Consider the following 22,459-nt stretch of genomic DNA (forward strand, 5'->3'; position numbering starts at 1 on the left):
AAGCGGTTCCTTGAACAGCTCCACTTCACAACCGGAGGTCTTCGCCTTTCAGCAGATCAAGGCCGTGTTCCGAAACAACGTCCCTGGACATCACACCTAACCGGCGCTCCGCGTGGCCGTGCCCGCCGCCGCATCCTCGTCGAGGAGGCCGCGCGCGAGGACCGTCGCCCCCGCGATCGCCGCCGGCATGGCCGCGACGGCGCCGAGCGGCACGAGGAAGCACAGGTTGACGGCGACGCCGAAGCCGAGCACCCGCCAGGGGCGTCGCGCGAGCAGGCGGCGGCGCGTCTCGAGCGGCAGGCCGCGGGCTTCGAACGGCCGCGAAGTGAGCTCGCGCGCCAGCAGCCGGCCGGTCAGCACGAAGCCGAGCACGCCGCCGAGGACCCCGCCGACGACCGGGATCAGTCCGACGATCCATGCGGCGAGGGCGATGAGCAGGCCGAGGCCCACGAGCTGCAGGGCATCGACGACGGTGCGCCAGAATCCGCTCGACTCCGGCAGTTCCCCGCCGAGTTCCTCCTCGACGGCGAGGTGGATGCGCTCGTAGATCGGGTCGCCGAGCACGAGGGCGAGCGCCGTGAACGAGACCGCCGCGAGCACGGCGGCGCCGGCGAAGACGAGGATGCCCGCGCTGACGCGCAGCGCGTTCCGCCACAGCGGATCCCAGCCGTCGGCGAAGGGCGTCGCCCAGTCGAGAAGTCCCGGCAGGGCGAGCCCGAGGCCGACGAGCGCGGCGAGCAGCACGAACCACGCGAGCACCGCGGGCACGATGCCGAGCCACATGACACCCGACCGGCTGCGCCAGAATCCGAAGCCGCGCACGAGCGTCCCGAACCCCGACGCGAACTCTTGCAGCACCCCGACAGACTACGGCCGGACGGCGGAGGCCTGTCCAGGGTCCGCCGGGCTCGCGCGAGTCCGGCGGCGGCCTACGCGGTCGCGATGGCGGCGGGCGCGGCGGCCGGCAGACCGTAGGCGCGGAGCAGCTCGCCGTGGGGCATGACGTACTCGCGTTCGGGCAGCCGGACGAAGCCGAGCCGCTCGTAGAGCCGCTGCGCGGGCGCCATCGATTCGCCGGTGTTGAGCACGACGCGCTCCAGCGACCGCCACTGCGCGAGCCGCACGACGTGGCGCACGAGCGTCTCGCCGACCCCGCGTCCCCGCGCCGTCGGCGCGACGCCGAGGAGCCGGAAGTCGAGCTCGCCGTCCCGGCCGAGCGGGGAGATCGTGCGGCCGCGACGGGGCGTCGCGACGGTGCCGAGGAGCTCCCCGTCGTCGCCGTCGACCGCCACCCAGACCTGGTGCTCGGCGGCGCGCGGCCCCACGTCGGCGATCGAGGCGCGGTAGTCGTCGGAGATCTCGTAGTCGTGCGAGTAGGCGGCGACCCCGAGGACGCCGACCGCAGCATGCTCGACGGGGCGGGCGAGCCGCACCTGCACCACGCCGACCGGCTGCAGAGCGAGCCTGTAGGCGAAGTCCTCGACCTCGGGGCTCGCGCCGGCCGGGCGGCGGTCCAGGCGCTCGAACCCGAGCCGCTCGTAGAGGCGCTGGGCGCGCAGGTTCAGGCTGCCGGTGTCGAGCACGAGCGCCGACGCGCCGAGCTCGAGGGCCGCTTCCGCACCCGCGAGGGTGAGGGCCGCGCCGACGCCGCGGCTCGCGGCATCCGGGTCGACGGCGAGCAGGCGCAGCTCGATCTCGTCACCCGTCGCGAGGCGCGATCCGTGCCCGCCGGCCGCGACGAGCGTCGCCGTGCCCACGAGCCGGTCGCCCGCGAGCGCGACGAGCACGGTGCCGGCGTCCGCGCGGGCGGCGACGTCGCGCACGAGCGCACGCCGCTCGTCGGAGACCGGCAGATGCCCGTAGGGACCGGCCGCGAAGGCGCGCTCGGTGAGCGCGGCGACCGCGTCGTGCTCGTCCGCACGGACGGCACGGATGTCGAGGGCGTTCACGAGGCGCGCTCCTGCGGGGTGCGCTCGCCGGCCTCGATCGCGACGTCGAGCCGGTTGCCGGCGGGCGGCAGCGGGCAGGTCGCGTGGTCGGTGTACGCGCACGGCAGGTTGACCGCGCGGTTGAAGTCGACGACGAGCCGGCCGTCGGCGTCCGGGCCGGGGATCGTCAGGCTGCGGTTCGCGGCATAGGTCGTGACCCCGCTCGTGGCGTCGGCGAAGAGCAGTTGCAGCGTGCCGGGGGCGCCGCCGTTGACGGCGGTGAGCCGGTGGGTGCGGCCGTCGAGTTCGAACTCGACGGTGCCGGGCACCGTGTAGACGTGCTCGAGCCCCTCGGCCGCCGAGCCGACGACGACCGACGTGCCCGGTTCGGCCGGCAGGAGCCGGCCCGGCAGCGCCCACGCGGGGTCGGCGGGGAACGCGGGCGTGCCCGTGTAGGCCGCCAGGAACGGGTGGTTCGGGTCGCGCGGGCGGAGGAACACGAGGCCGCCGCGGTTCGCGAGTTCGAGCACGACGTCGCCGAGCTCGAACAGGGTGCTCTCGCCGGGCGACAGCGGGCCGAAGACCTGCCGGCCGGTCAGTCGCTCGCCGCGGAGGCCCAGGTGCTCGTCGGGCGCCAGCGTCACGGCGGGCCCCTCGTCCTCGAGCGACCACTCGCCGGGCACGCCCGGGAAGCGCGCGGGTGCGGGGTGCAGCCAGTGCAGTCCGGTCACCGAGAGGAAGCCGTGGCGGTCGGTGCGTGCCGCTTCGTGGGCGGTGTGCCACTCGGCCCACGCGCGGGCGAAGTCGGCGGCATCGGGCTGGGCGGGGGCGTCGGCGATCGTGTCGGTCATGTCCCATCCAGCGTAATCGCGCACGGCTGCGGGTTCGCCGGGCGGCCCTGGGCACCGCGTCCCCCCGTTCGCGGGCGGCGGCGTAGCATCCTTCGGGGCGGATCGAGGCCGCCCGGAACGGACCCCAGCATGACCGGCTTCACCGACGCGCTCGCCTCCCGCCTCCGCGCGGACCAGCTCCTCACCGCGGGCGACGCGCTCGCCGAGGTCGATCTCGACCGGTACCTGCACGACGACGCCGAGTGGGCGCCCTTCGCGACCCCGGCCGCCGTGGTGCTCGCCGAATCCCTCGACGACGTGGTGCACGCCGTGTCGACCGCGGCCGAGCACGGCGTCGCCGTCGTGCCGCGCGGCGCGGGCAGCGGCCTCTCGGGCGGCGCGAACGCGATCGCGGGCTGCCTCGTGCTCTCGCTCGAGCGGATGACCGCCGTCACCGAGATCGACGCCGAGGAGCGCATCGCCGTCGCCGAGGCGGGCGTCATCAACGACGACCTCCGTGCTGCCGTCGCCGAGCACGGCCTCTGGTACCCGCCGGACCCCGCCTCCTCGGCGATCTCCACCATCGGCGGCAACGCCGCGACGAACGCCGGCGGCATCTGCTGCGTGAAGTACGGGGTGACGCGCGACTCCGTCATCGGGCTCACCGCCGTGCTCGCCGACGGATCCGTGGCCCGCCTCGGCCGGCGCACCGCCAAATTCTCGACGGGCTACGACCTCGTCAACCTGCTCGTCGGCTCCGAGGGCACGCTCGGCGTCATCGTCGACGTCACCGTGAAGCTGCGCCCGCTCGCCGGGCGCGAGGAGCGCGCGATCGTGGGCTGGTTCCCGACGCTGGCCGATGCCGGCCGTGCCGTCGCACGGGTCTCGGCCGACGGGATCATCCCGGCCGCCCTCGAGCTCATCGACCGCACGTGCCTCGCCGCCGTCGACGCGTGGCAGGGCCTCGGACTGCCGACCGGCGTCGAGGCGATGCTGCTCGCGAAGGTCGACGAGCCGGGCGCCGCGGGCGAGGCCCTCGCCGATCGCGTCGCCGCGGCATTCGAGGCCGAGGGCGGCGAGAAGGTGGAGCGGGGCGCCGACCCCGACGAGGTCGAGCGGCTCTTCCGCGCCCGTCGGCTCGCGTACCCGGCACTCGAGCGGCTCGGGCCCGTGCTCACCGAGGATGTCTGCGTGCCGCGCTCGGCAGTGCCCGAGATGCTCGCGCGCATCCAGTCGATCGCCGCGGCGCACGATGTCGTGATCGCCAACATCGCCCACGCGGGCGACGGCAACCTGCATCCGCTCATCATCGCGCCCGAGGGCGACGACGCGGCCAAGGACCGTGCGGAGACGGCGTTCACGGCGATCGTCGACGCGTGCCTCGACCTCGGGGGCACCGTGACCGGCGAGCACGGCGTCGGCCTGCTGAAGCTGCCGGGCGCCGGCCGCGAGCTCGGCCCGGTCGTGCTCGGCATGCACGCCGCCATCAAGGCGGCGCTCGACCCGCAGGGGATCCTCAACCCGGGCAAGGCGTTCCCGGGCGCCGTCACCGCGGCGCCGGCGGGCTAGGCTCCCGCGCATGCCCGAACTGCTCGCGGACGACGGCGTCCGACTCTCCTACACCGACCACGGCGACCCGGCGGGTGCGCCCGTCGTGCTGCTCGCCGGCTTCAAGGCGCCCGCGACGAGCTGGCGCTTCCAGGTGCCGGCCCTGGTCGCGGCCGGGTACCGCGTGCTCGCCGTCGACCTGCGCGGCCACGGCCTCGCCGAACGGCCCGACGGGCAGACCATGTCGCGGCGCGCGGCCGACGTCGCGAACGTGCTCGAGCACCTCGGCTTCGAGCGGGTCGCGCTCGTCGGCGGCTCGATGGGCGGCAACACGATCTGGGCGTACCTCGACGCGTACGGCGCAGGCCGGGTGACGAGCGTCGTGATCGTCGACCAGACGCCGAAGATGCTGGGCGAGGCGGGCTGGCCGTTCGGGTTCTACGGCTACACGCCCGAGGTGCGCGACACGTACTTCGCGGAGCGCATCCCGCCGACCGGGCACGGCACGCCGATGCTCCGGCGCGGACGGCGGCTCGTCCGCCTGCTCGCCGCGATGCGCGGCGCCGACGGGAAGCTCTCGAGCGCGGACCTCGCGCTGCTGCACGACCACGCGACCGCCGACTGGCGCGGCGTGATCGCCGACTCGACCCTGCCGATCCTCTTCGTCGCCGGCGCCGAGAGCGAGTTCTGGCCCGCCGAGCACGCCGAGGCGGCCGCCTCGCTGACGCCGACGGCCGAGTCGGCGGTCATCCCGAAGGACGGCCATGCCGCCAACATCGAGCAGCCGGCGGCGTTCAACGCCCTGCTGCTCGACTTCCTGCGCCGCTCGGCCTGAACGCCGGCCGCGGCGAGCGGCCCCGCGACGCCTGGATGACGCGCCGACGACGTGAATGCAGATTCACTTCCTCCTTGCGCGATCCTCGGAATCCGGTGCATCCTGGCCCCCAGGACAACGGAGTCTGAGGAGAATCCCCATGAGCTTGAACCCGAAGCAGCGCGCCGCGCTCGCCGCGATCTGCGACACCTTCGCGCCCGGCGACGGCAACGGCATCCCGTCGGCCAGCGCGATCGGCTCGGTCGCCATCGCCGAGGGCATGGCGGGCGCGAACCCGCGCAAGGCGGAGGTCGAACAGCTGGAGCGCATCCTCTCGATGTGGGACACCTGGGCTTGGGGCCTCTTCATCGGCATCGGACCGCGGAAGTTCTCGAGCCTCTCCCGGCCGCAGCGCGAGGCGGCCCTCATCAAGCTCGGCGACTCGGACTCGCCGCTCAAGCGCGCCCTGTTCCAGAACCTCAAGTCGGCCGCGACCCTCTCGTACTACCTCGCGCCGGGGCCGACCGGCGTCTCTCCGATCTGGGACGCGATCGGCTACCCCGGCCCGCTCGGCGTACGTGCCGATGCGGCCGCGCCTCCGCTCGCACCGCTCACCCCGACGGGCGACCTCGTGCTCGACTGCGACGTCGTCGTGGTCGGCTCCGGCGCCGGCGGCGGCACCGCCGCAGCCGTGCTCGCGGCCGCGGGCCACGACGTGATCGTGCTCGAGAAGGGGCACTACTTCGACGACCGCGACTTCGACGGCGGCGAGCTCGGCGGCCTCACCCGCCTCTACGCGCCCGGCCCGAACGGCACTGCCGAGGGGCAGCTCGCCGTCATGACCGCGCAGTGCCTCGGCGGCGGCACCGTCGTCAACTACTCGACGTCGTTCAAGACGCCCGAGCACGTGCGTCGGGAATGGGCGGAGCTCGGCGTGCCGGCGTTCGCCGGGCCGGAGTTCGACGCGGCCCTCGACGCCGTCTGGTCGCGGCTCTCGGTCAACGGCGACTACAGCACGCCCTCCGCGCGCGACCGCATCATGGAGCGCGGGCTCGCCTCCCTCGGCTGGCACGTCGACTCGCTCGAACGCAACGTCGTCGGCTGCGACACCGGGCCCGAGTGCGGGCGCTGCGGCGCGGGCTGCCGCATCGGCGCGAAGCAGTCCGTCGCGAAGACCTGGCTCGTGGATGCCGCGGCGGCCGGTGCGCGCCTCTACACCGGCGTCGACGTGCGCACCGTCTCGATCGCGGGCGGACGCGCGACCGGCGTCGTCGGGCGCACCGCCGACGGGTGCACCGTGACGGTGCGGGCGAAGGCCGTCGTCGCGGCGGGCGGCAGCGTGCAGACCCCCGCGCTGCTCCGCCGGTCGGGCCTGGCGAACCCGAACATCGGCAAGCACCTGCGGCTGCACCCCGCGACGGCGGTGTGGGCCGAGTTCGACGAGGAGGTCCGGCCGTGGGAGGGCGGCATGCAGACGCGGTACTCGGCGCAGTACGCCGACCAGGACGGTTCCGGGTACGGCTCGGTGTTCGAGACCGCTGCGGCGAACCCCGCGATCTCGGTCGCGTTCCAGTCCTGGCGCGGCGCCGATGCGCAGCTCGCCCGCATGCGCGGACTGTCCCGCATGTCGAGCGTCGGCGTCATCACCCGCGACCAGGACTCCGGGGAGGTCAAGGTCGGCAAGGACGGCGAGCCGACCCTGCACTACACGCTCTCGGCGCGCGACGAGGCGCGGGTGAAGGCCGGCGTGGCCGGCGCCGCGCGCGTGCTCGAAGCCGCGGGGGCGACGACGATGTTCTCCGGCCACCAGGCGGGCTTCACGTGGGAGCGGGCCTCGGGGCGGCCGATCGACGAGTTCATCGCGCAGTGCGACGCGGCCGGCTACGGCCCGGGCCGTTGCGCGATGGCGGCCCTGCACCTCATGGGCAGCGCCCGCATGGGCGGCTCGGCCGAATCGAGCGCCGTGAACCCCGACGGGGCGACGTGGGACGTGCCGAACCTCGTCGTCGCCGACGCGTCGACGTTCCCGACGAGCTCGGGCGTGAACCCGATGGTGACGATCGAGGCGATCGCGCACCTCAACGCGTCGAAGCTGTCCGCTCGGCTCTGACGGCCGCGGGTCCGGGCGCACGACCGCGGGGCGGGGCATCCATCGATCGGATGCCCCGCCCCGCGCGGTTCGTTCGGTGCGGTTCGCTCGGCGTGCGGTTCGCTCGGGACTACGCGAGCTGCGACTCGAGCTGCCCGACGACGGCGTGCGTCTCAGCCCAGTCGAGCACGTACTCCGCGATCTCCTCCCAGCCGTCCTGGCTGACCAGTCGGTGGGTGCGGCCCGCGAACTCGCGGTACTCGACGATCGCCGGGCTGCCGGTCTTCGTGTACTTCTTCGCGATCGCCTTGCCGATGGCCGGCGGCACGACGTGGTCGCGGTCGCCGGTGACGATGAGCAGCGGCGCCCGGTCAGTGCGGCCGAAGTCGACCTCGCTCGCGCCCTTGCCCGAGACGGCGGCCGCGACGCCTTCGAAGAAGACCCGGTTCACCGAGGGGACGACCTGCTCGTCGTAGATCGCGTCGGACTCGGCGCGGGTGAGGTCGTTGCCGAAGGTGAAGTGGAAGTGCGACTTCGAGAGCTGCTTCGCGCCGTTGATGCCGAACGGGTTCGAGAGGATCGGGAAGCCCGTCCAGAACGTCGAGAGCGGCAGGGTCGGCACGCCCGCGGGCTGCCCGGGGGCGACGCCGACGTAGGCGATGCCGAGACCGCGGTCGGCGAGGAGCTGGGTGAGCAGGCCGCCGAAGGAGTGGCCGATGATGATGGGCTTCTCGGGGAGCGAGCGGATGATGCGCTCGTAGTGGTCGGCGATCTGCGTGAGCCCCACGCCCTCGAGCGCCTCGGGGTTCGAGCGGACGTCGGCGGCCTCGCGGTCGTCGATGCCGGGCCAGCCCGGGCGGATGACCTGGTGGCCGCGGGCCTCGAAGTACTCGGCCCAGGTGTCCCAGCTCTTGGGAGTCATCCAGAGTCCGTGGACGAGGACGATGGGGGCCTTGCCGCTCGTGGTGTTGGCGTTCATTTCCTTCTCCTGTTCGTCCCGCTCTACTCAGTTGGTAGAACGACCGTTCTGTCTATGTCTGCGAAGGTACGCGCAGGGCGAACGGCTTGTCAATACCCAAAACAGACAGATCGTTCTATCCTGGACGAATGGCACGCACGAGCATCCAACGGCCCTCCGAGGCGCGCGAGCGCCTGCTCGCGACCGCGAGCGACCTCTTCTACCGCGACGGCATCCACGCCGTCGGCGTCGACCGCATCATCGCCGAGGCCGGGGTCACCCGCGCCACCTTCTACCGGCACTTCCCGTCGAAGGAGGACCTCGTCGAGGCCTACCTCGGCGTCGAGGACGCCAACATCCGCGGGGCCTTCGCCGCCGCCGAGGCCTCCGGGGCCCCGCCCCAGGCGCTCGTCGGCCTCGTCATCGACGGCCTCGCCGACGACGTCGCCCAGCACCACACGCGCGGCTGCCCCTTCATCAACGCCGCCGCCGAGTACCCCGACGCCGACTCGGCGGTACGGCAGGCCGTCGACCGGCACCGCACGTGGTTCCGGAGCGAACTCGAAGCCGTGCTGAGCGCGGCCGGCACACCCGACCCCGCGGCCGGCGCCGCCCAGCTCGTGCTGCTGCGCGACGCCGCCATGGTCGGCGGCTACCTCGACGGCTGGGAGCGCGTGCGCCCCGCGTTCCTCTCCGCGGCCCGCGGCGCGGCCGGGCTCGCCTGACCCGCTCGGCAGGGGAGTTCGGCCGCGCCCGGAATCCGGGCGATTCCGTCCGTCGCTCCGGAGTGGCGGCGGCCTATGATCTTGGCGACGATGGATGGGGGATCCGTGGGCGCTCGTTCGGAGAAACCGGCTGACGGTGCGAAATGGGGGCTTCGCGCGATAGGTCGCGCGGCCTCGGTCGTCGGCGCGATCGCGCTCGTCGCCGGCCTCGGTGTCGTCGCCTCGCCGACGACGCCGCCATCGGCGTGGGCCGCCTACCCCGGCACGTTCAATCCCCTTGCGATGAACGGCGGCTTCACGGTGTACGCGCGGGAGGACCTCGTGCTGGGCAACACCGAGACGGAGGGCAGCCTCGCCGCCGGCGACGCCGCGACCTACCAGGGCGGCGGCCAGTACGAGATCATCCACGTCGCCACCGGCACGTCCGACTACACGATCCCTTCGGTCGACGGCGACCCGACCCGGCTCCTCGTCGGCCAGTACGCGCCGAGCTCCAACGGCATCCTCGCGATCACGAGCGCCGGCACCACGGATCCGGCCCTGCAGGGCGACCTCAAGATGGTCCAGCGCGACGGGCCGTGGCAGGGCTCCGACCGCGCCGGCTGGTTGCGCGTGAACCCGGACGCGACGCAGCCCGACCTGGCGCCGATCATCGACGCGACCGCCCAGATCTACCCGGACGGGCTCACTCCGCCGGCCGCCGGGGTCGGCGCGGGCAGCATCTACACCGCCGACACGTCGCCGGACGCCGTCGCGGGCTACGTCGAGGCGAACGCCGAGGCCGACTACGAGCAGGCGGCGGACTGCCTCGACGGCCTCGTCGACGGCCCCGGCTACCCCGTCGGCGTGGCGGAGAACGACGGCGACCGCGTCGTGCTCGAGCCCCTCAGCCCCGACCAGCCGAACGTCGTGGACTACGACGACATCGCCGGCGCCACCGACATCCAGTTCTCGCCGGACGGCCCGACGCCGGGCGCCGCGAATCCCCTCATCATCCAGGTTCCGGCGGGCACGACGCACGTCGACGGTGCACGCGCCGATCCCGTCGGGGCCTACGCCGCTTACATGTTCTGGGATCTCTCCCAGGTGACGGGCGACGTCGAGGTGGTCTCGGGCGGACGCATCGACGGCTCGATCTACGCGCCGAACGCGAACCTCACCGTGCAGGCGTCGCCGCTGGACGGTCAGGTCCTCGGCCAGAACGTCGTGCTCGAAGGCGGCGAGGTGCACTCCTTCATCTTCGCCGGCACGATCTCGTGCGACGCCGACAGCGGCACCTTCGAGGTCGCCAAGGCGCTCTCGGGCATCGCCCCTGACGACCTCCCGGCCGGCTCGACGTTCACGGTGAACTACACGGCGACCGAACCCGACGGCACGACCGTCGAGGGCTCCCTCGAGGTGCCGGCCGACGGCACCGCCGTCGGGGCGGGCGAGCAGTTCCCGATCGGCACCGTCGTCGACTTCGGCGAGGTGACACCGGCGACGGTGCCGGGCTACGACTGGACCGACGTCGCGATCGACCCGGACGAGATCACGATCGGCGCCGGGACGGCGTCGGTCGTCGTCACCAACACCGCCGAGGCGATCCCGGAGGGCGGCTTCGCCGTCTCGAAGGCCGTCGACGACGCCGGTGTGCCCGTGACCGGGCTCGCGGGCACCGTCACCGTCGACTGGGTCGCCGTCCTCGACGGGGCGCCGGTCGGCGCCGGGACGCTCGACGTTCCGCTCGACGGCACCGCCGTCGGACCGCCCGGCACGTTCCCCGAGGGCACGCGCATCGTGCTCATCGAAGTGCGTTCGAGCCTGCCCGACATCGACGGCTACCGCTGGAGCGGCACCGGGTGGTCGCCCGGACGCACGTTCGTCATCCAGGGAGATGCGACGGCCCAGATCACCGTCACGAACTCGGTCGTGCCCGACACGGCGCCGCGGACGATCACGATCGTCAAGCATGCCGAGGGCGAGGCGACCGACCCCGGCTACGTCTACTCGCTGCAGTACCGCGACGATCCGGCCGACCCGTACACGGCCGTCGCGCTGCCGCTGGACACCCCGGTCACGCTCGCCGTCGACCCGGCGGCCACGACGCTCGAGCTCATCGAGGACCCGCCGACGCTCGACGGCAGCGCCGTGGACACGTCCGCGTGGGACGTGCCCGTGCTGAGCTGGACGGATGCGTCGGGGGCGCCGGTCCAGGAGGACGCGCCGTTCGGCGAAGCCGTCGACGTGCCGCTCGAGGACGGCGTCGACCTGGCGCTCGAGATCGAGAACAGCTTGCTCGAGGGCACGTTCTCGATCAGCAAGGAGTTCGCAGGGATCGACCCGGCGCTGGTGCCCGCGGGCCTCGCCTTCACCGTGACGTGGACGGCGACGACGCCCTCCGGGCAGGTGCAGGACGGGGTCCTGCGCGTCCCCGCGGACGGCACCGCCGTCGGTCCGGTCAACGGCGCCGGCGAGCCGATCCCCTTCCCCTACGGTACCGAGATCGTCTTCGACGAGGCACCAGCGCCTGGGGTGAATTGGCTGGAGTGGGGCGAACCGGTCTTCGACCCGGTCCCGCTCGTCATCGGGGCGGGGGGCGCCGATGCGGTTTCCGCGACCGTGACGAACACCGCGGCGCTGCGCACGGCGACGTTCCAGGTGGACAAGCGCCTCATCGGTATCGACCAGAGCGAGCTCCTGACCGACTCGTTCACCGTCGACTGGACGGCGCGGACGCCGGCCGGGACCGTCAGCACGGGCTCGTTCGAGGTGCCCGCGGACGGCACTCCGGCCGGGCCGGGCGTCGAATTCCCGCTCGGGACGCTCGTCTTCGTCGAGGAGGAGCCGCTCGAGGCGGCCGACCTGCCGCCGAACTACCGCTGGGTGCCGACAGGCTGGCACCCCTCGGCATGGGTGCTCATCGGCGCCGACGAGACCCCGGAGCTCACCGTGACGAACGCGGTCGTGCGGCTCGCCCGCTTCTCGGTCGAGAAGGAGGTCGACGGCCCGGCCGCAGGGGCTGTTCCGCCGGGCACCGTCTTCCCGATCGACTGGTGGCTCGCCGACCAGCCGCAGACGCCGCTCGACGCACAAGTCGGCACGCCGGTGCTCTCGCCGTGGATCCCGGTCGGACGGATGGTCCAGCTGAGCGAAGCCGAACCCCCCGCCGTCGACGGGGCGACCTGGACGGCACAGGACTGGAGCGTCGACGGCACGCCCGTCGAGCCCGGCGAGAACGGCCGCGTCTCGATCCGCGTCGTCGGCGACGCGGACCCGGCGGTCGCGTTCACCGTCGTCAACACCCTCGTCCCGATCCCGATCCCGATCCCGACGCCGACGCCGACGCCGACACCGAGTCCGGGAACACTGCCCGACACCGGCGCGGGATTCGCACCGCTGACGCTCGTCGGCGGGCTCGCGATCGCCCTCGCCGGACTCGCGCTGCTCCTCGTCGATCGGCTGCGTCGACGACGGCGCGCCTGAGCGCGGGTCGGGCGGGCAGCGGCAGCGCGCGCGGTCGGGGTTCCGTTCCGCGGCCCGCGGCACGGCCGGGCTCGCCTGACCCGTTCGTCCCCGCGCGCCTCGTCGCCGCGCGGCCGGGCGAGCAGGATGCGCCCATGACGAGCGATGCCGCGGGCGACGAAGACGAGGAAGCGGCCGAACGGCTCACCGATGCGCAGCGGGCGCTGCGGGCCCAGCTGCTCGCGACCGAGCACTGGAGCCTCCTCGCGTCGCGCTCGACGACGCAGGGCGAAGTCCTCACCCGTATCGCGATCTACCTGACGCTCGTCTCGGCGGGACTCGTGCTCCTCGGCATCCTCTCGCAGGCCACCGGGTTCAGCGGCTGGTTCGGCGCCGCCGCCGTCGGCATCCTGCTCGTGCTCGTGCTGCTCGGCTTCATCACCCTCGTGCGCGTCTACAACACCGCTACCGAGGACCTCGCCTACGTGCTCGCGATGAACCGCCTGCGCGCCGCCTACCTCGACCTCGACCCCGGCATCGGGCGCTACCTCCTCATGGGCACGACCGAGGACCAGGCCGGGATCGACCGCACCTACCATCCCTTCTTCCCGCGGCCCGTCAGCCAGGTGCTCGGCAGCTCGATGATGATCATCACGGTCGTGACCGCCGTCGTCACGGGACTCTTCACCGGCGGGCTCTGCGCCTGGCTCGGGCTGCCCGTCGCCGCCGCCGTGGCGGCCGGCATCGTCGCCGCGAGCGTCGTGATCGGTCTCGCGCTGCGCAACGGCTACGTGCGCTACCGGCGCTCGCTCGCCGCGCTCGAGCGGCTCCGGAACGACTGACCGGGCTCAGGCGAGCAGCGGCCCCAGCCGCGCCGCGGTCTCGCGGAGCGGCACGAGCAGTACGTCGGGGTCGACCGCGCGCGCGGCCGGCACCGCTGCGCCGAGCCCGGCGACGAGCGTGCCGTCGGCGTCGCGGATCGGCACGGCGAGACAGGCGCGATCGGGGGCGAACGAGCCGGTCTGGGCGGCGAAGCCGCCGGAGGAACCGCCCGAGGCGGCATCCGGCACCGCGTATCGCTCGGCGAGCAGCAGCCGGCCGAGCGCCGAGGCCTCGGGGTCGCGCTCGAGCCGGGCCGAGTCGCTCAGCGGGAAGTCGGGGTCCTCGTCGAGGATGCGCACGAGCCCGCCCGCGTAGCCCACGAGGTGCACCCCGCCACGCACGCGCCCGCGCAGGTCGTCGACGAGCTCGCGCACCGCGCGCGGCGGTCGGGCCGGGCGCACGAGATGGGCGAGCTCGGCGACCTTGCGGCCGAGGGCGAAGCCCGAGAGGTCGTGCACGCGCACGAGGTACTCCTCCTCCACGAGGAGGTTGAGGAGCCGGTAGGCGGTCGCCCGCGGCAGGCCGAGCTGCACGGAGATCTCCTTCGCCGTCGCTCCCGCCCCGAGCCGGGCGACGGCCTCCAGCACTTCGAGTGCCGAGTGGATCGCCTTCGGCTGGCGTGCGGAGAGGTCCGGCGCGGCGCTCACCCGCGCGCTCCGGGCTCCGCCTCGATCGCCGGGATGCCGCCGAGCACGTCGTCGGCGACGGGGCTGTCGTAGACGCCGATCGCGTGCCGCAGCCAGGGACGCGCGCGCGTGCGGGCCGCGATGAGGGCGACCCCGGCCGCGAGCACCGCGAGGAAGGTCCAGACGCCGATCGCCCGCGCGCCGCCGGCCTCGACGACGAGGTAGACGACGGCGACGGCCGTCAGCGCGATCGCCGCGACCCCCGCGCGCAGGCCCGAGCGCCAGGTCAGCTCGCCGATGCGGTGCAGGAACACGGGCGCCGCGACGCAGGCCAGCACGTAGGCGAGGAGGTACCCGCCCGTCGCGACGATGATGAGGATCGTCATGGCCGACCAGACGCCGTCGACGGCGAGCACGAGCAGCGCCGGCACGGCCACGATGACGGGCAGCACGACGGCGAGCGCCGCGACGGGCGTGCCCCGGCGGGGGTGCGTCGTGCCGAGCGCGGCGGGCAGCAGCCCCTCGCGCCCCATCGAGAAGACGACGCGCACGAGGGCCGTCGTCGACGCGATGCCGCACGCGAAGAGCGAGGTGCCGATCGCGACGTCGAGGGCGATGCCGACCCACGGCAGCCCGAACGCGACGGCGAGGTCGTTGGCGGGGGAGGCCGAGTCGGCGATGCCGCCGCCGATCGCGGCGAAGCCGAGCGACTGGGCGAGCGCGGCGCCGAGGTAGAGCACCCCGGAGAGCAGCACGGTGACCCGCAGCACCCGCGGGATCGTCGCGAGCGGTCGTTTCGCCTCGACGCCGAGGGCCGTGGAGGACTCGAAGCCGACGAAGGCCGAGATCGCGAGGGCGGCGGCGACGGCGAAGCCCACGGGGCTCTCGCCGCCGACGACCTCGACGGCGACGGCGGGCAGCTCGGCGGCGCTCGCCGCGATGAGCACGACGATGAGCGCCACGATGAGGCCCACCGACACCGCCTCGACGACGAGCGTCGCCCTCGCCGAGATGCGGATACCGCGGGCGAGCAGGATCGCGGCGACGGCCCCGAGCCCCACGACCGCGCACGCCCCGAGCAGCACGGGGTCGACGGCGCCCGGCGCCAGCCGGTCGACGAGCACGGTGAGGTAGTAGCCCGCGCCGGCGAAGGCGAACATCGCGATGAACGCGTACCCGATGCCGAGGGCGACGCCCGCGACGACGCCGACGCCCGAGCCGAGGCCGCGCGCGACGTACGTGTACAGGCTCCCGGCCGCGGCCATCCGGCGCGCGAACTCGTTGATCGTGCCGGCGGTGAGCCACACGAGCACGAGCGCCACGGCGATCGCGCCGACGCTCGCGCCGCCCGCGATCGAGGACACCAGGAGCGGTGTCGTGAAGGCGGCGCCGGCGGGGGAGACCGCCGAGACCGACTGGGCGAGCACGTCGACGAAGCCGAGGCTGCGGCGGCGGAGCCCCGCGAGCGGGGAGCGCTCGGCGAGGCCGTCGACGGGTTCGGGGCGGGCGATGGCCCGGGCGAGTGCGTCCATCAGGTCTTCGGGGGTCGTGGCCGGCGGCCGGTGGGGGACGGGGGAGGCGGTGACCAGGAGGTTACGGTCGTCCGGTTTCCGCGGATCGAGCGTCGTGTTTCCGCCGCGTGTCGGCCGAATGAGACGCCGCGACGGGCACCGTCCCATTCGGCCGCGTCGACTCTTCACGCCGCCCTCATCCCGGGGCAACGGCCGCCCGGGAGTGTGGCCGTCATCCGCACCGCCTCCCACTCGTCCCAGGAGTCGCCTTGACCGCAACCGAACGGCCGGCCGTCGCCGGCACCGCCGCCCCCGCCGGGAAGTCCCTCACCGGGTCCCTCGGCGTCACCGCCATCGTCTTCATGGTCGTCGCGGCCGCTTCGCCGCTCACCGTCGTCGGGGGCGCCGCGCCGCTCGGCATCCTCCTCGGCAACGGCGTCGGCTTCCCCGCGATGTACGCGATCTCCGCGGTCATCCTGCTGCTCTTCGCCGTCGGCCTCGCGACGATGGCGCGCCACGTGCCGAAACCCGGCGCCTTCTTCACGTTCGTCGGCTACGGGCTCGGCCGGCCGGCCGGCCTCGCCTCGGCCTACGTCGCGCTGCTGACCTATACGACCATCCAGGTCGCCGTGTACGGCTACCTCGGCTACGTGCTCGAGGTCACCCTCGCGGGGGTCGGACTGCCCGACCTGCCGTGGTGGCTCTACTCGCTGCTCATGGTCGCCGCGGTCGGCGTGCTCGGCTACCGGCACATCGACCTCAGCTCGAAGGTGCTCGGCGTGCTGCTCGTCGGCGAGGTCCTCATCGTGCTCGCGCTCGTCGCGGCCGTCGTCATCGACGGCGGGCCCGAAGGCCTCTCGGTGGCGCCGTTCGAGCCGTCCAACGTGCTCTCCGGCGCCCCCGGCGTCGGCCTCATGTTCGCGATCGCCGCGTTCATCGGCTTCGAGGCGACCGCGATCTTCCGCGACGAGGCGAAGAACCCCTCGCGCACCATCCCGATCGCCACCTACGTCGCCGTCATCGGCATCGGCGTCTTCTACACGCTCGCCTCGTGGGGCCTCGTCATGGCGTGGGGCCCGTCGGGCGTCGTCGACGCCGCGGCCGCCGACCCCGGCGCCATGGTCATCATCACGACCCTGAACTACCTCGGCCCGATCGGCGAACTCATCATCAACGTGCTGCTGATCACGAGCATGTTCGCCTGCGTGCTGTCCTTCCACAACGTCGTCACGCGCTACCAGCACTCGATGTCGGGCGCGGGCCTGCTGCCGGGCTCCGTCGCGAGCGTGCACGCCAAGCACCTCTCGCCGCACGTCTCCTCGCTCGTGCAGACCGGCACGGCGGCCGTGCTCGTCGCGGTCTTCGCGATCCTGCAGCTCGACCCGGTGCTCGCCGTGTTCACGTGGTTCTCGGGTCTCGCGACCCTCGCGATCGCCCTGCTCATGGCGCTCACGAGCCTCGCGGTGATCGTCTACTTCGCCCGCGGCGGCCGTTCGAGGCTCGCGAGCCAGTGGCACCGCTGGATCGCGCCGGCGCTCGGCTTCCTCGGCCTCATCGGCGCGGCCGCGATCATCGGCCTCAACTTCCCGATGCTCGTCGGCGACGTCGACGCCGACGGGAACCCCGCGTTCGGCGCGCTCAGCATCGGCCTCATCGCGAGCATCCTCGTCTTCGCCGTCGCCGGCCTCGTGCAGGCGTACTGGCTGCGGGCCAGGAAGCCCGAGACGTTCGAGCGCATCACCGACGCCATCAGCGGCTGACCGCCGCCACGACCCAGCACCCGCACCACCGGAAACGGAGCACCGCCATGACCATCCTCGAATCGACGCACGAGCACCACGGCCACGAGCACCACGGCCACCGCCCCGAGCACGTCGCCGTCCCCGCGCACCCCCTCGCGAACCTCGACGCCGACGAGATCCGCGCCGCGCGGACCATCGTCTCGGGACTGCCCGGCTTCGCCGAGACGACCCGCTTCGCCTACCTCGGCCTCGAGGAGCCGCACAAGCGCGAGGTCCTCGCGTGGGAGGCCGGCGAGGGCGCCCTGCCCGACCGTCGCGTGCGGGCCATGCTGCTCGAGCTCACGAGCGGCCGCTCCGAGGACGTCGTCGTCTCGCTCACGACGGGGGAGATCCTCTCGCACACGGTGCTCGACGGCTCCGACGGGCAGCTGCCCGTGCTGCTCGAGGAGTTCGAGGCGATCGGCGACATCGTGAACGAGGATGCCGCGTGGCTGGCGGCCCTCGCCCTCCGCGGCCTCACGCCCGAGCAGGTCGTGTACGCGCCGCTGTCGGCCGGCCACTACGGCTTCCCCGAGGAGGCGGGCCGCCGCATCCTCCGCGTGCTCGCCTTCCGCATGGACCACCCGAAGGACCACCCGTGGGCGCACCCCGTCGACGGCGTCTCGGCGTACGTCGACGTCGCCGCCCGCACGGTCACCCGCGTCGTCGACGCCGGCGTCATGGCGGTGCCCGCCGAGCACGGCAACTTCGACGACCCCGAACTGCAGGGCCCGCCTCTCGACCTCAAGCCGATCGTCATCACGCAGCCCGAGGGGCCCTCGTTCACCGTCGAGGGCGAAGAGGTGCGCTGGGCGAACTGGAGGTTCCGGGTCGGCTTCGACCCGCGCGAGGGCCTCGTGCTGCGGCAGCTCTCGTTCGACGACCAGGGCCGCGAGCGCCCGATCATCTACCGCGCCTCCGTCGACGAGATGCTCGTCCCCTACGGCGACCCGTCGCCCGTGCGGTTCTGGCAGAACTACTTCGACACCGGCGAGTACCTCTTCGGCCGCTTCTCGAACTCCCTCGCGCTCGGCTGCGACTGCGTCGGCGAGATCCGCTACTTCGACGCCGTGCTGAGCGACGAGCTGGGCAACCCGATCACGATCGAGAACGGCATCTGCATGCACGAGGAGGACTTCGGCACCCTCTGGAAGCACGGCGACATGTACACCGGCTCGAACGAGGTGCGCCGCAGCCGCCGGCTCGTCATCTCGTTCTTCACGACCGTCGGCAACTACGACTACGGCTTCTACTGGTACCTCTACCTCGATGGCACGATCGAGTGCGAGGCGAAGCTCACGGGCATCCTCTTCACCTCGGCCTACCCGGGTCGGGATGCCGACGGCGCCGACTACCCCTACGCGAGCGAGGTCGCGCCCGGCCTGGGCGGCCCGTACCATCAGCACCTCTTCAACGTGCGCCTCGACCTGACCGTCGACGGCCTCTCGAACGCCGTCGACGAGATCGACGTCCGGCGCGTGCCGATGGGGCCGGGCAACGAGTACGGCAACGCCTTCACGAAGCAGGTCACACGGCTCCGCACCGAGGGCGAGTCGGGCCGGCGGGCCGACGGCTCGGTCGGCCGCACGTGGTTCATCTCGAACACCGAGGCGACGAACCGGCTCGGCCGCCCGACCGGGTACGTCCTGCACCCACAGGAGGCCCCGGTGCTGCTCGCCGACGACGCGTCCTCGATCGCGAAGCGCGCCGCGTTCGCCCAGCAGCACGTGCACGTGACCAAGTACGACCCCGTCGAGAAGTACGCGGCCGGCGACTTCGTGCACCAGCACCCGGGCGGCGCGGGCCTGCCCGCCTACCTGGCCGACGACGCCTCGATCGACGGCGAGGACCTCGTGCTCTGGCACACCTTCGGTCCGACGCACTTCCCGCGGCCCGAGGACTGGCCCGTCATGCCCGTCGACTATGCGAAGTTCACCCTCAAGCCGTACGGCTTCTTCGATCGCAACCCCGCCCTCAACGTGCCGGCTCCGGCCGCGCACTGCGCACCGGGCGAGGCGCACGAGCACGGCGGTCACGACCACGCGTCGCACGACCACGGGCACCACGGGAACTGAGGATGCTCGACGCACTGCATTTCGCCGCAGTGCTGCCGGCCGGCATCGGGCTCGGCTGCGCGGTCCTCGACCGCCGCAGCCGGGCCCGCGCCGTCCTCCCGGCGGCGCTCGGCCTCGCCGCCATGCTCGACATGGCCCTCGGGTGGATGCTCCTGCCGCCGATCCTCTGGGCGGCGCTGCTCGTCGCGACGGGCATCCTGCTCGCCGTCGGACTGCGGCGGAGCGCGGGCGCCGACGAGGCGCACCGCTCGGCGGGCCCGGCCTCGCACGAGCGGTCGATGCGCGCGCACCGCGCGATCGGGATGCTCGTGAGCGCCGTGCTCGTCGTCGCCATGATCCCCGCGGGGGCGGCCGCCGCGTCGATCGGAGTGCACGGCGGGCACGACCCCGCCCTCGCACCCCTCGCGCTCGCCGCGGCGGCCGGGTACCTCGGGTGGAGCCTGCACCTCGCCGCCCGCGGTCGCGCCGATCGCGGGCGCCGGGCGGCACTCGCGCGGCTCGAGGTCGGGGCGATGGCCGCGATGACCGCCGTCTGCGCCGCGATGCCCGTGCTCGCCTGATCCGGTCCGCTCGCCCATCCGCGCGGCCGACCGCGCTAGCGTGGAACGGTCGCGCGAGGACGCGGCGGCACCGGCAAGGGGGAGCACATGGCGAAGATCGCGATCATCGGCGGACACGGCAAGGTGGCGCTCATCCTCGCCTCGATGCTGACCGCCCGCGGCGACGAGGTCGACGCGATCATCCGCAACCGCGACCAGGCGCCCGAGGTCGCCGCCACGGGGGCGAACCCCGTCATCGCCGACGTCGAGACCGCGAACGCGGCGGCGCTCGCCGACCTGCTCGCCGGGCACGACGCGGTCGTCTGGTCGGCCGGTGCGGGCGGCGGCAACCCCGAGCGCACGTACGCCGTCGACCGCGACGCCGCGATCCGCTCGATGGATGCCGCGCTCGCCGCGGGCGTGCGCCGCTACGTGATGGTGTCGTACTTCGGCGCGCGGGTCGACCACGGCGTGCCGCCGGAGTCCTCGTTCCACGCCTACGCGGAGTCGAAGGCCGGCGCCGACGAATACCTGCGCGGCACCGACCTCGACTGGACGGTGCTCGGCCCCTCCTCGCTCACGCTCGATCCGCCGACCGGTCGCATCGACACCGACGCCGAGTCGAGCGGTTCGGTCGGCCGTGCCGACGTGGCCGACGTGATCGCCGAGACGCTGCGCCAGCCGCTCACGGTCGGCCGCACGATCCGCTTCAACGCGGGCTCGACGCCGATCGCCGAGGCGCTCGCCCGGGATTGATCGCGGGCCGGGCCCAAGGGCGTCAGGCCTCGACGAGGGTCGTGCGCCCGGTGAGGGCGGCGACGAGGTCGCGATCGGCGGATGACACGTCGGCCACGATCCCGTCGATCTCCTCGAACCCGAGCACCGGGCAGCGGCTGGCCGCACCGAGCTTCTCCTCGCTCGCGAGCACCCAGGTCGCCTCGGCGCGCGCGGCGAGCGCCCGCTTGACGGCGGCATCCTCGAGTTCGCCGGTCGTGAGCCCGGCGTCGGGGTGCACGCCCGTCACGCCGAGCAGGAACAGGTCGGCACCGAGCCGGCCGATCGCCTCGATCGCCGTCGCGCCGCCGCCGACCATCGAGTGCCGCGAGAGGCGTCCGCCGACGAGCTCGATCTCGACGGCGGGCTTCGCGGCGAGGGCGAGCGCCGTCGTCGGGCTGTGCGTGATCGCGGTGAAGGCGAGGTCGTCGGGCAGCATGCGGGCGAGCGCCGCCGCCGTGGTGCCACCGTCGAGGATGACGACCGAGCCGGGTCGGATGAGGCGCAGCGCCGCACGGGCCACGCGCGACTTGCTCCCCCCGGCGACGTCCTGACGCTCGGCGAACGGGGCGACGGCGGGGGAGACGGGCAGTGCGCCGCCGTAGACCCGCTGCACGAGCCCGTCGTCGGCGAGCTCGCGGAGGTCGCGGCGGATGCTGTCCTCCGAGATGCCGAGGTCGTCGGCGACGGTCTTGGCGACGATGCGCCCGTCGCGGGCGAGGACGTCGAGCAGGTGGGCGCGGCGCTGGGCGGCGAGCATCCGTGGGGGTTTCCTCTCGTTCGCGTCGTCCGGATCGGGCGACGGCGGCATTCTCGATTATCCATGGAATTGCACGATGCTGCACGTTCATGCGTAGTGTGTCGGACATGACTGCTACTCCCATGACCACCGCGACCGCGAAGCCCGGCATCATCCTCATCGCCGGTCCCTACCGCTCCGGCACCGACGGCGACCCCGAGCGGATCGCCGCCAACCTCGTCCGGCTCGAAGCCGCATCCTGGCCGGTCTACGACGCCGGCCACGTGCCGATGATCGGCGAATGGGTCGGCCTGCCCGTCATCCGCGCGGCCGACGAAGCCGGACGCGACCCCGAGCACGACGTGCTCTACGAGACGGCCGGACGCCTCATCGCGCATTGCGACGGCGTGCTGCGGCTGCCCGGGGCGTCGGCCGGCGCCGACCGCGACGTCGAGCTCGCCCGCGAGCGCGGCATACCGGTCTACACCGACGCCGCCGACATCCCGCGCGCGGGCTGAGCGCCGCGCCCCGACGGGCGTTGCCGTGACGGCGCCGGGCCGGGAGGGTGGGAGCGTGATCGCCATCCTCTCGGCCCCCAGCAATCTCGGCCTTCGTCCGCCCGAGCCCGGCGGCGTGCCCGGTACCGCAAAAGCACCGGAAGCCCTGCGCGCCGCCGGGCTCTACCGGCGCCTCGCCGAGGAGGTCGGCGCGATCGACGCCGGGCTCGTGCTCGCCGGGCGCTACGTCGACGACGACGACCGGAGGCCGGCCGGCCGCATCCGCAACCAGGACGCGATCCTCGACCACACGGCGCGCCTCGCGTCGCGGATCGACGACCTCGTCGGCGAGGGGCACGCGCCGCTCGTGCTCGGCGGCGACTGCAGCATCCTGCTCGGCCCGGCGCTCGCGCTCGCGGGCACCGGCGCGGGACTCGTGCACCTCGACGGCCACACCGACTTCCGCCACGTCGGCAGCGCCGGGCCGGTCGCGAGCCTCGGCGGCGAGGACCTCGCCGCGGTCGTGGGGCTGCACCTGCCGGCGATCTCCGACATCGACGGCCGCGGTCCCTACGTCGCGCCGGACCGCGCCGCGCACCTCGGCTGCCGCGACGACGACGGGAACGCGGCCGAGGCGGCGGGCGTCCTCGGGGCCGTCGTGCCCGCGAGCCGCGCGATGCGGCTCGACCCCGGCGAGGC

General features: G+C 73.6%; 19 protein-coding genes. 12 read left to right on the forward strand and 7 right to left on the reverse strand.

Annotated features, from left to right (window positions below; translation table 11 throughout):
* Positions 1 to 96: 96 nt before the first annotated feature.
* The 3 genes from GB864_RS13710 to GB864_RS13720 form a co-directional block, all read right to left on the reverse strand.
* Positions 97 to 858 (reverse strand): EI24 domain-containing protein, encoded by a 762-nt coding sequence (locus GB864_RS13710; RefSeq protein ID WP_336604008.1) that lies wholly within the window; start codon positions 856 to 858, stop codon positions 97 to 99.
* A gap of 71 nt (positions 859 to 929) precedes the next feature.
* The gene (locus tag GB864_RS13715; protein ID WP_160425988.1) at positions 930 to 1,949 is read right to left on the reverse strand and encodes a GNAT family N-acetyltransferase; all 1,020 of its coding nucleotides are present in this window, start codon (positions 1,947 to 1,949) and stop codon (positions 930 to 932) included.
* On the reverse strand, positions 1,946 to 2,779 hold the full coding sequence (locus GB864_RS13720; protein WP_160425990.1) for a DUF1684 domain-containing protein: 834 nt from the start codon (positions 2,777 to 2,779) through the stop codon (positions 1,946 to 1,948). The genes GB864_RS13715 and GB864_RS13720 overlap by 4 nt, the downstream gene beginning before the upstream one ends.
* A 129-nt stretch (positions 2,780 to 2,908) precedes the next feature.
* On the opposite strand from GB864_RS13720, the gene GB864_RS13725 reads away from it, so the two are divergent.
* The 3 genes from GB864_RS13725 (at position 2,909) to GB864_RS13735 (ending at position 7,230) form a co-directional block, all read left to right on the forward strand.
* Positions 2,909 to 4,327, forward strand: coding sequence for an FAD-binding oxidoreductase (locus tag GB864_RS13725; RefSeq protein WP_160425992.1), 1,419 nt, complete (start codon positions 2,909 to 2,911; stop codon positions 4,325 to 4,327).
* 10 nt (positions 4,328 to 4,337) lie between these two features.
* A complete protein-coding gene (locus GB864_RS13730; RefSeq protein ID WP_160425994.1) occupies positions 4,338 to 5,141 on the forward strand; it encodes an alpha/beta fold hydrolase in 804 nt (267 codons plus the stop codon).
* Positions 5,142 to 5,280: 139 nt separating this feature from the next.
* A complete protein-coding gene (locus GB864_RS13735; RefSeq protein ID WP_160425996.1) occupies positions 5,281 to 7,230 on the forward strand; it encodes a GMC family oxidoreductase N-terminal domain-containing protein in 1,950 nt (649 codons plus the stop codon).
* Between the two features lie 109 nt (positions 7,231 to 7,339).
* Here the strand turns inward: GB864_RS13735 and GB864_RS13740 are convergent, their stop codons facing one another.
* Positions 7,340 to 8,188 (reverse strand): alpha/beta hydrolase, encoded by an 849-nt coding sequence (locus GB864_RS13740; protein WP_160425999.1) that lies wholly within the window; start codon positions 8,186 to 8,188, stop codon positions 7,340 to 7,342.
* 128 nt (positions 8,189 to 8,316) lie between these two features.
* On the opposite strand from GB864_RS13740, the gene GB864_RS13745 reads away from it, so the two are divergent.
* From GB864_RS13745 to GB864_RS13755, 3 genes are all read left to right on the forward strand, one after another.
* Positions 8,317 to 8,892, forward strand: coding sequence for a TetR/AcrR family transcriptional regulator (locus GB864_RS13745; RefSeq protein ID WP_160426001.1), 576 nt, complete (start codon positions 8,317 to 8,319; stop codon positions 8,890 to 8,892).
* A gap of 90 nt (positions 8,893 to 8,982) precedes the next feature.
* The gene (locus GB864_RS13750) at positions 8,983 to 12,357 is read left to right on the forward strand and encodes a DUF5979 domain-containing protein (protein WP_160426003.1); all 3,375 of its coding nucleotides are present in this window, start codon (positions 8,983 to 8,985) and stop codon (positions 12,355 to 12,357) included.
* A gap of 134 nt (positions 12,358 to 12,491) precedes the next feature.
* The gene (locus GB864_RS13755; RefSeq protein ID WP_160426005.1) at positions 12,492 to 13,178 is read left to right on the forward strand and encodes a hypothetical protein; all 687 of its coding nucleotides are present in this window, start codon (positions 12,492 to 12,494) and stop codon (positions 13,176 to 13,178) included.
* A 6-nt stretch (positions 13,179 to 13,184) separates the two neighbouring features.
* Here GB864_RS13755 and GB864_RS13760 read toward each other — a convergent pair whose 3' ends face one another.
* On the reverse strand, positions 13,185 to 13,865 hold the full coding sequence (locus GB864_RS13760; protein WP_160426007.1) for a helix-turn-helix domain-containing protein: 681 nt from the start codon (positions 13,863 to 13,865) through the stop codon (positions 13,185 to 13,187).
* Positions 13,862 to 15,376 (reverse strand): APC family permease, encoded by a 1,515-nt coding sequence (locus GB864_RS13765; protein ID WP_160426010.1) that lies wholly within the window; start codon positions 15,374 to 15,376, stop codon positions 13,862 to 13,864. Before GB864_RS13765 ends, GB864_RS13760 begins: the two co-directional genes overlap by 4 nt.
* A gap of 248 nt (positions 15,377 to 15,624) precedes the next feature.
* On the opposite strand from GB864_RS13765, the gene GB864_RS13770 reads away from it, so the two are divergent.
* The 4 genes from GB864_RS13770 to GB864_RS13785 all read left to right on the forward strand — a co-directional run bounded on the left by GB864_RS13770 (position 15,625) and on the right by GB864_RS13785 (position 20,506).
* A complete protein-coding gene (locus tag GB864_RS13770) occupies positions 15,625 to 17,115 on the forward strand; it encodes an APC family permease (RefSeq protein WP_160426012.1) in 1,491 nt (496 codons plus the stop codon).
* Positions 17,116 to 17,162: 47 nt separating this feature from the next.
* Complete coding sequence (locus GB864_RS13775; RefSeq protein ID WP_160426019.1) at positions 17,163 to 19,211, forward strand: primary-amine oxidase; 2,049 nt, start codon at positions 17,163 to 17,165, stop codon at positions 19,209 to 19,211.
* 2 nt (positions 19,212 to 19,213) lie between these two features.
* Positions 19,214 to 19,771, forward strand: coding sequence for a hypothetical protein (locus GB864_RS13780; protein WP_160426021.1), 558 nt, complete (start codon positions 19,214 to 19,216; stop codon positions 19,769 to 19,771).
* Positions 19,772 to 19,858: 87 nt separating this feature from the next.
* Positions 19,859 to 20,506 (forward strand): SDR family oxidoreductase, encoded by a 648-nt coding sequence (locus tag GB864_RS13785; RefSeq protein ID WP_160426023.1) that lies wholly within the window; start codon positions 19,859 to 19,861, stop codon positions 20,504 to 20,506.
* 22 nt (positions 20,507 to 20,528) lie between these two features.
* On the opposite strand, the gene GB864_RS13790 is transcribed toward GB864_RS13785, so the two are convergent.
* A complete protein-coding gene (locus GB864_RS13790) occupies positions 20,529 to 21,284 on the reverse strand; it encodes a DeoR/GlpR family DNA-binding transcription regulator (RefSeq protein WP_160426025.1) in 756 nt (251 codons plus the stop codon).
* Between the two features lie 122 nt (positions 21,285 to 21,406).
* Between GB864_RS13790 and GB864_RS13795 the strand changes: the two genes are divergently transcribed.
* Together GB864_RS13795 and GB864_RS13800 are read left to right on the forward strand one after the other, a co-directional pair.
* A complete protein-coding gene (locus GB864_RS13795) occupies positions 21,407 to 21,781 on the forward strand; it encodes a DUF4406 domain-containing protein (RefSeq protein WP_160426027.1) in 375 nt (124 codons plus the stop codon).
* A gap of 55 nt (positions 21,782 to 21,836) precedes the next feature.
* A partial coding sequence (locus tag GB864_RS13800) for an arginase family protein (RefSeq protein ID WP_160426029.1) occupies positions 21,837 to 22,459 on the forward strand: 623 nt, incomplete at its 3' end.

The organism is Agromyces seonyuensis (assembly GCF_009789225.1).
GTDB lineage: Bacteria > Actinomycetota > Actinomycetes > Actinomycetales > Microbacteriaceae > Agromyces > Agromyces seonyuensis.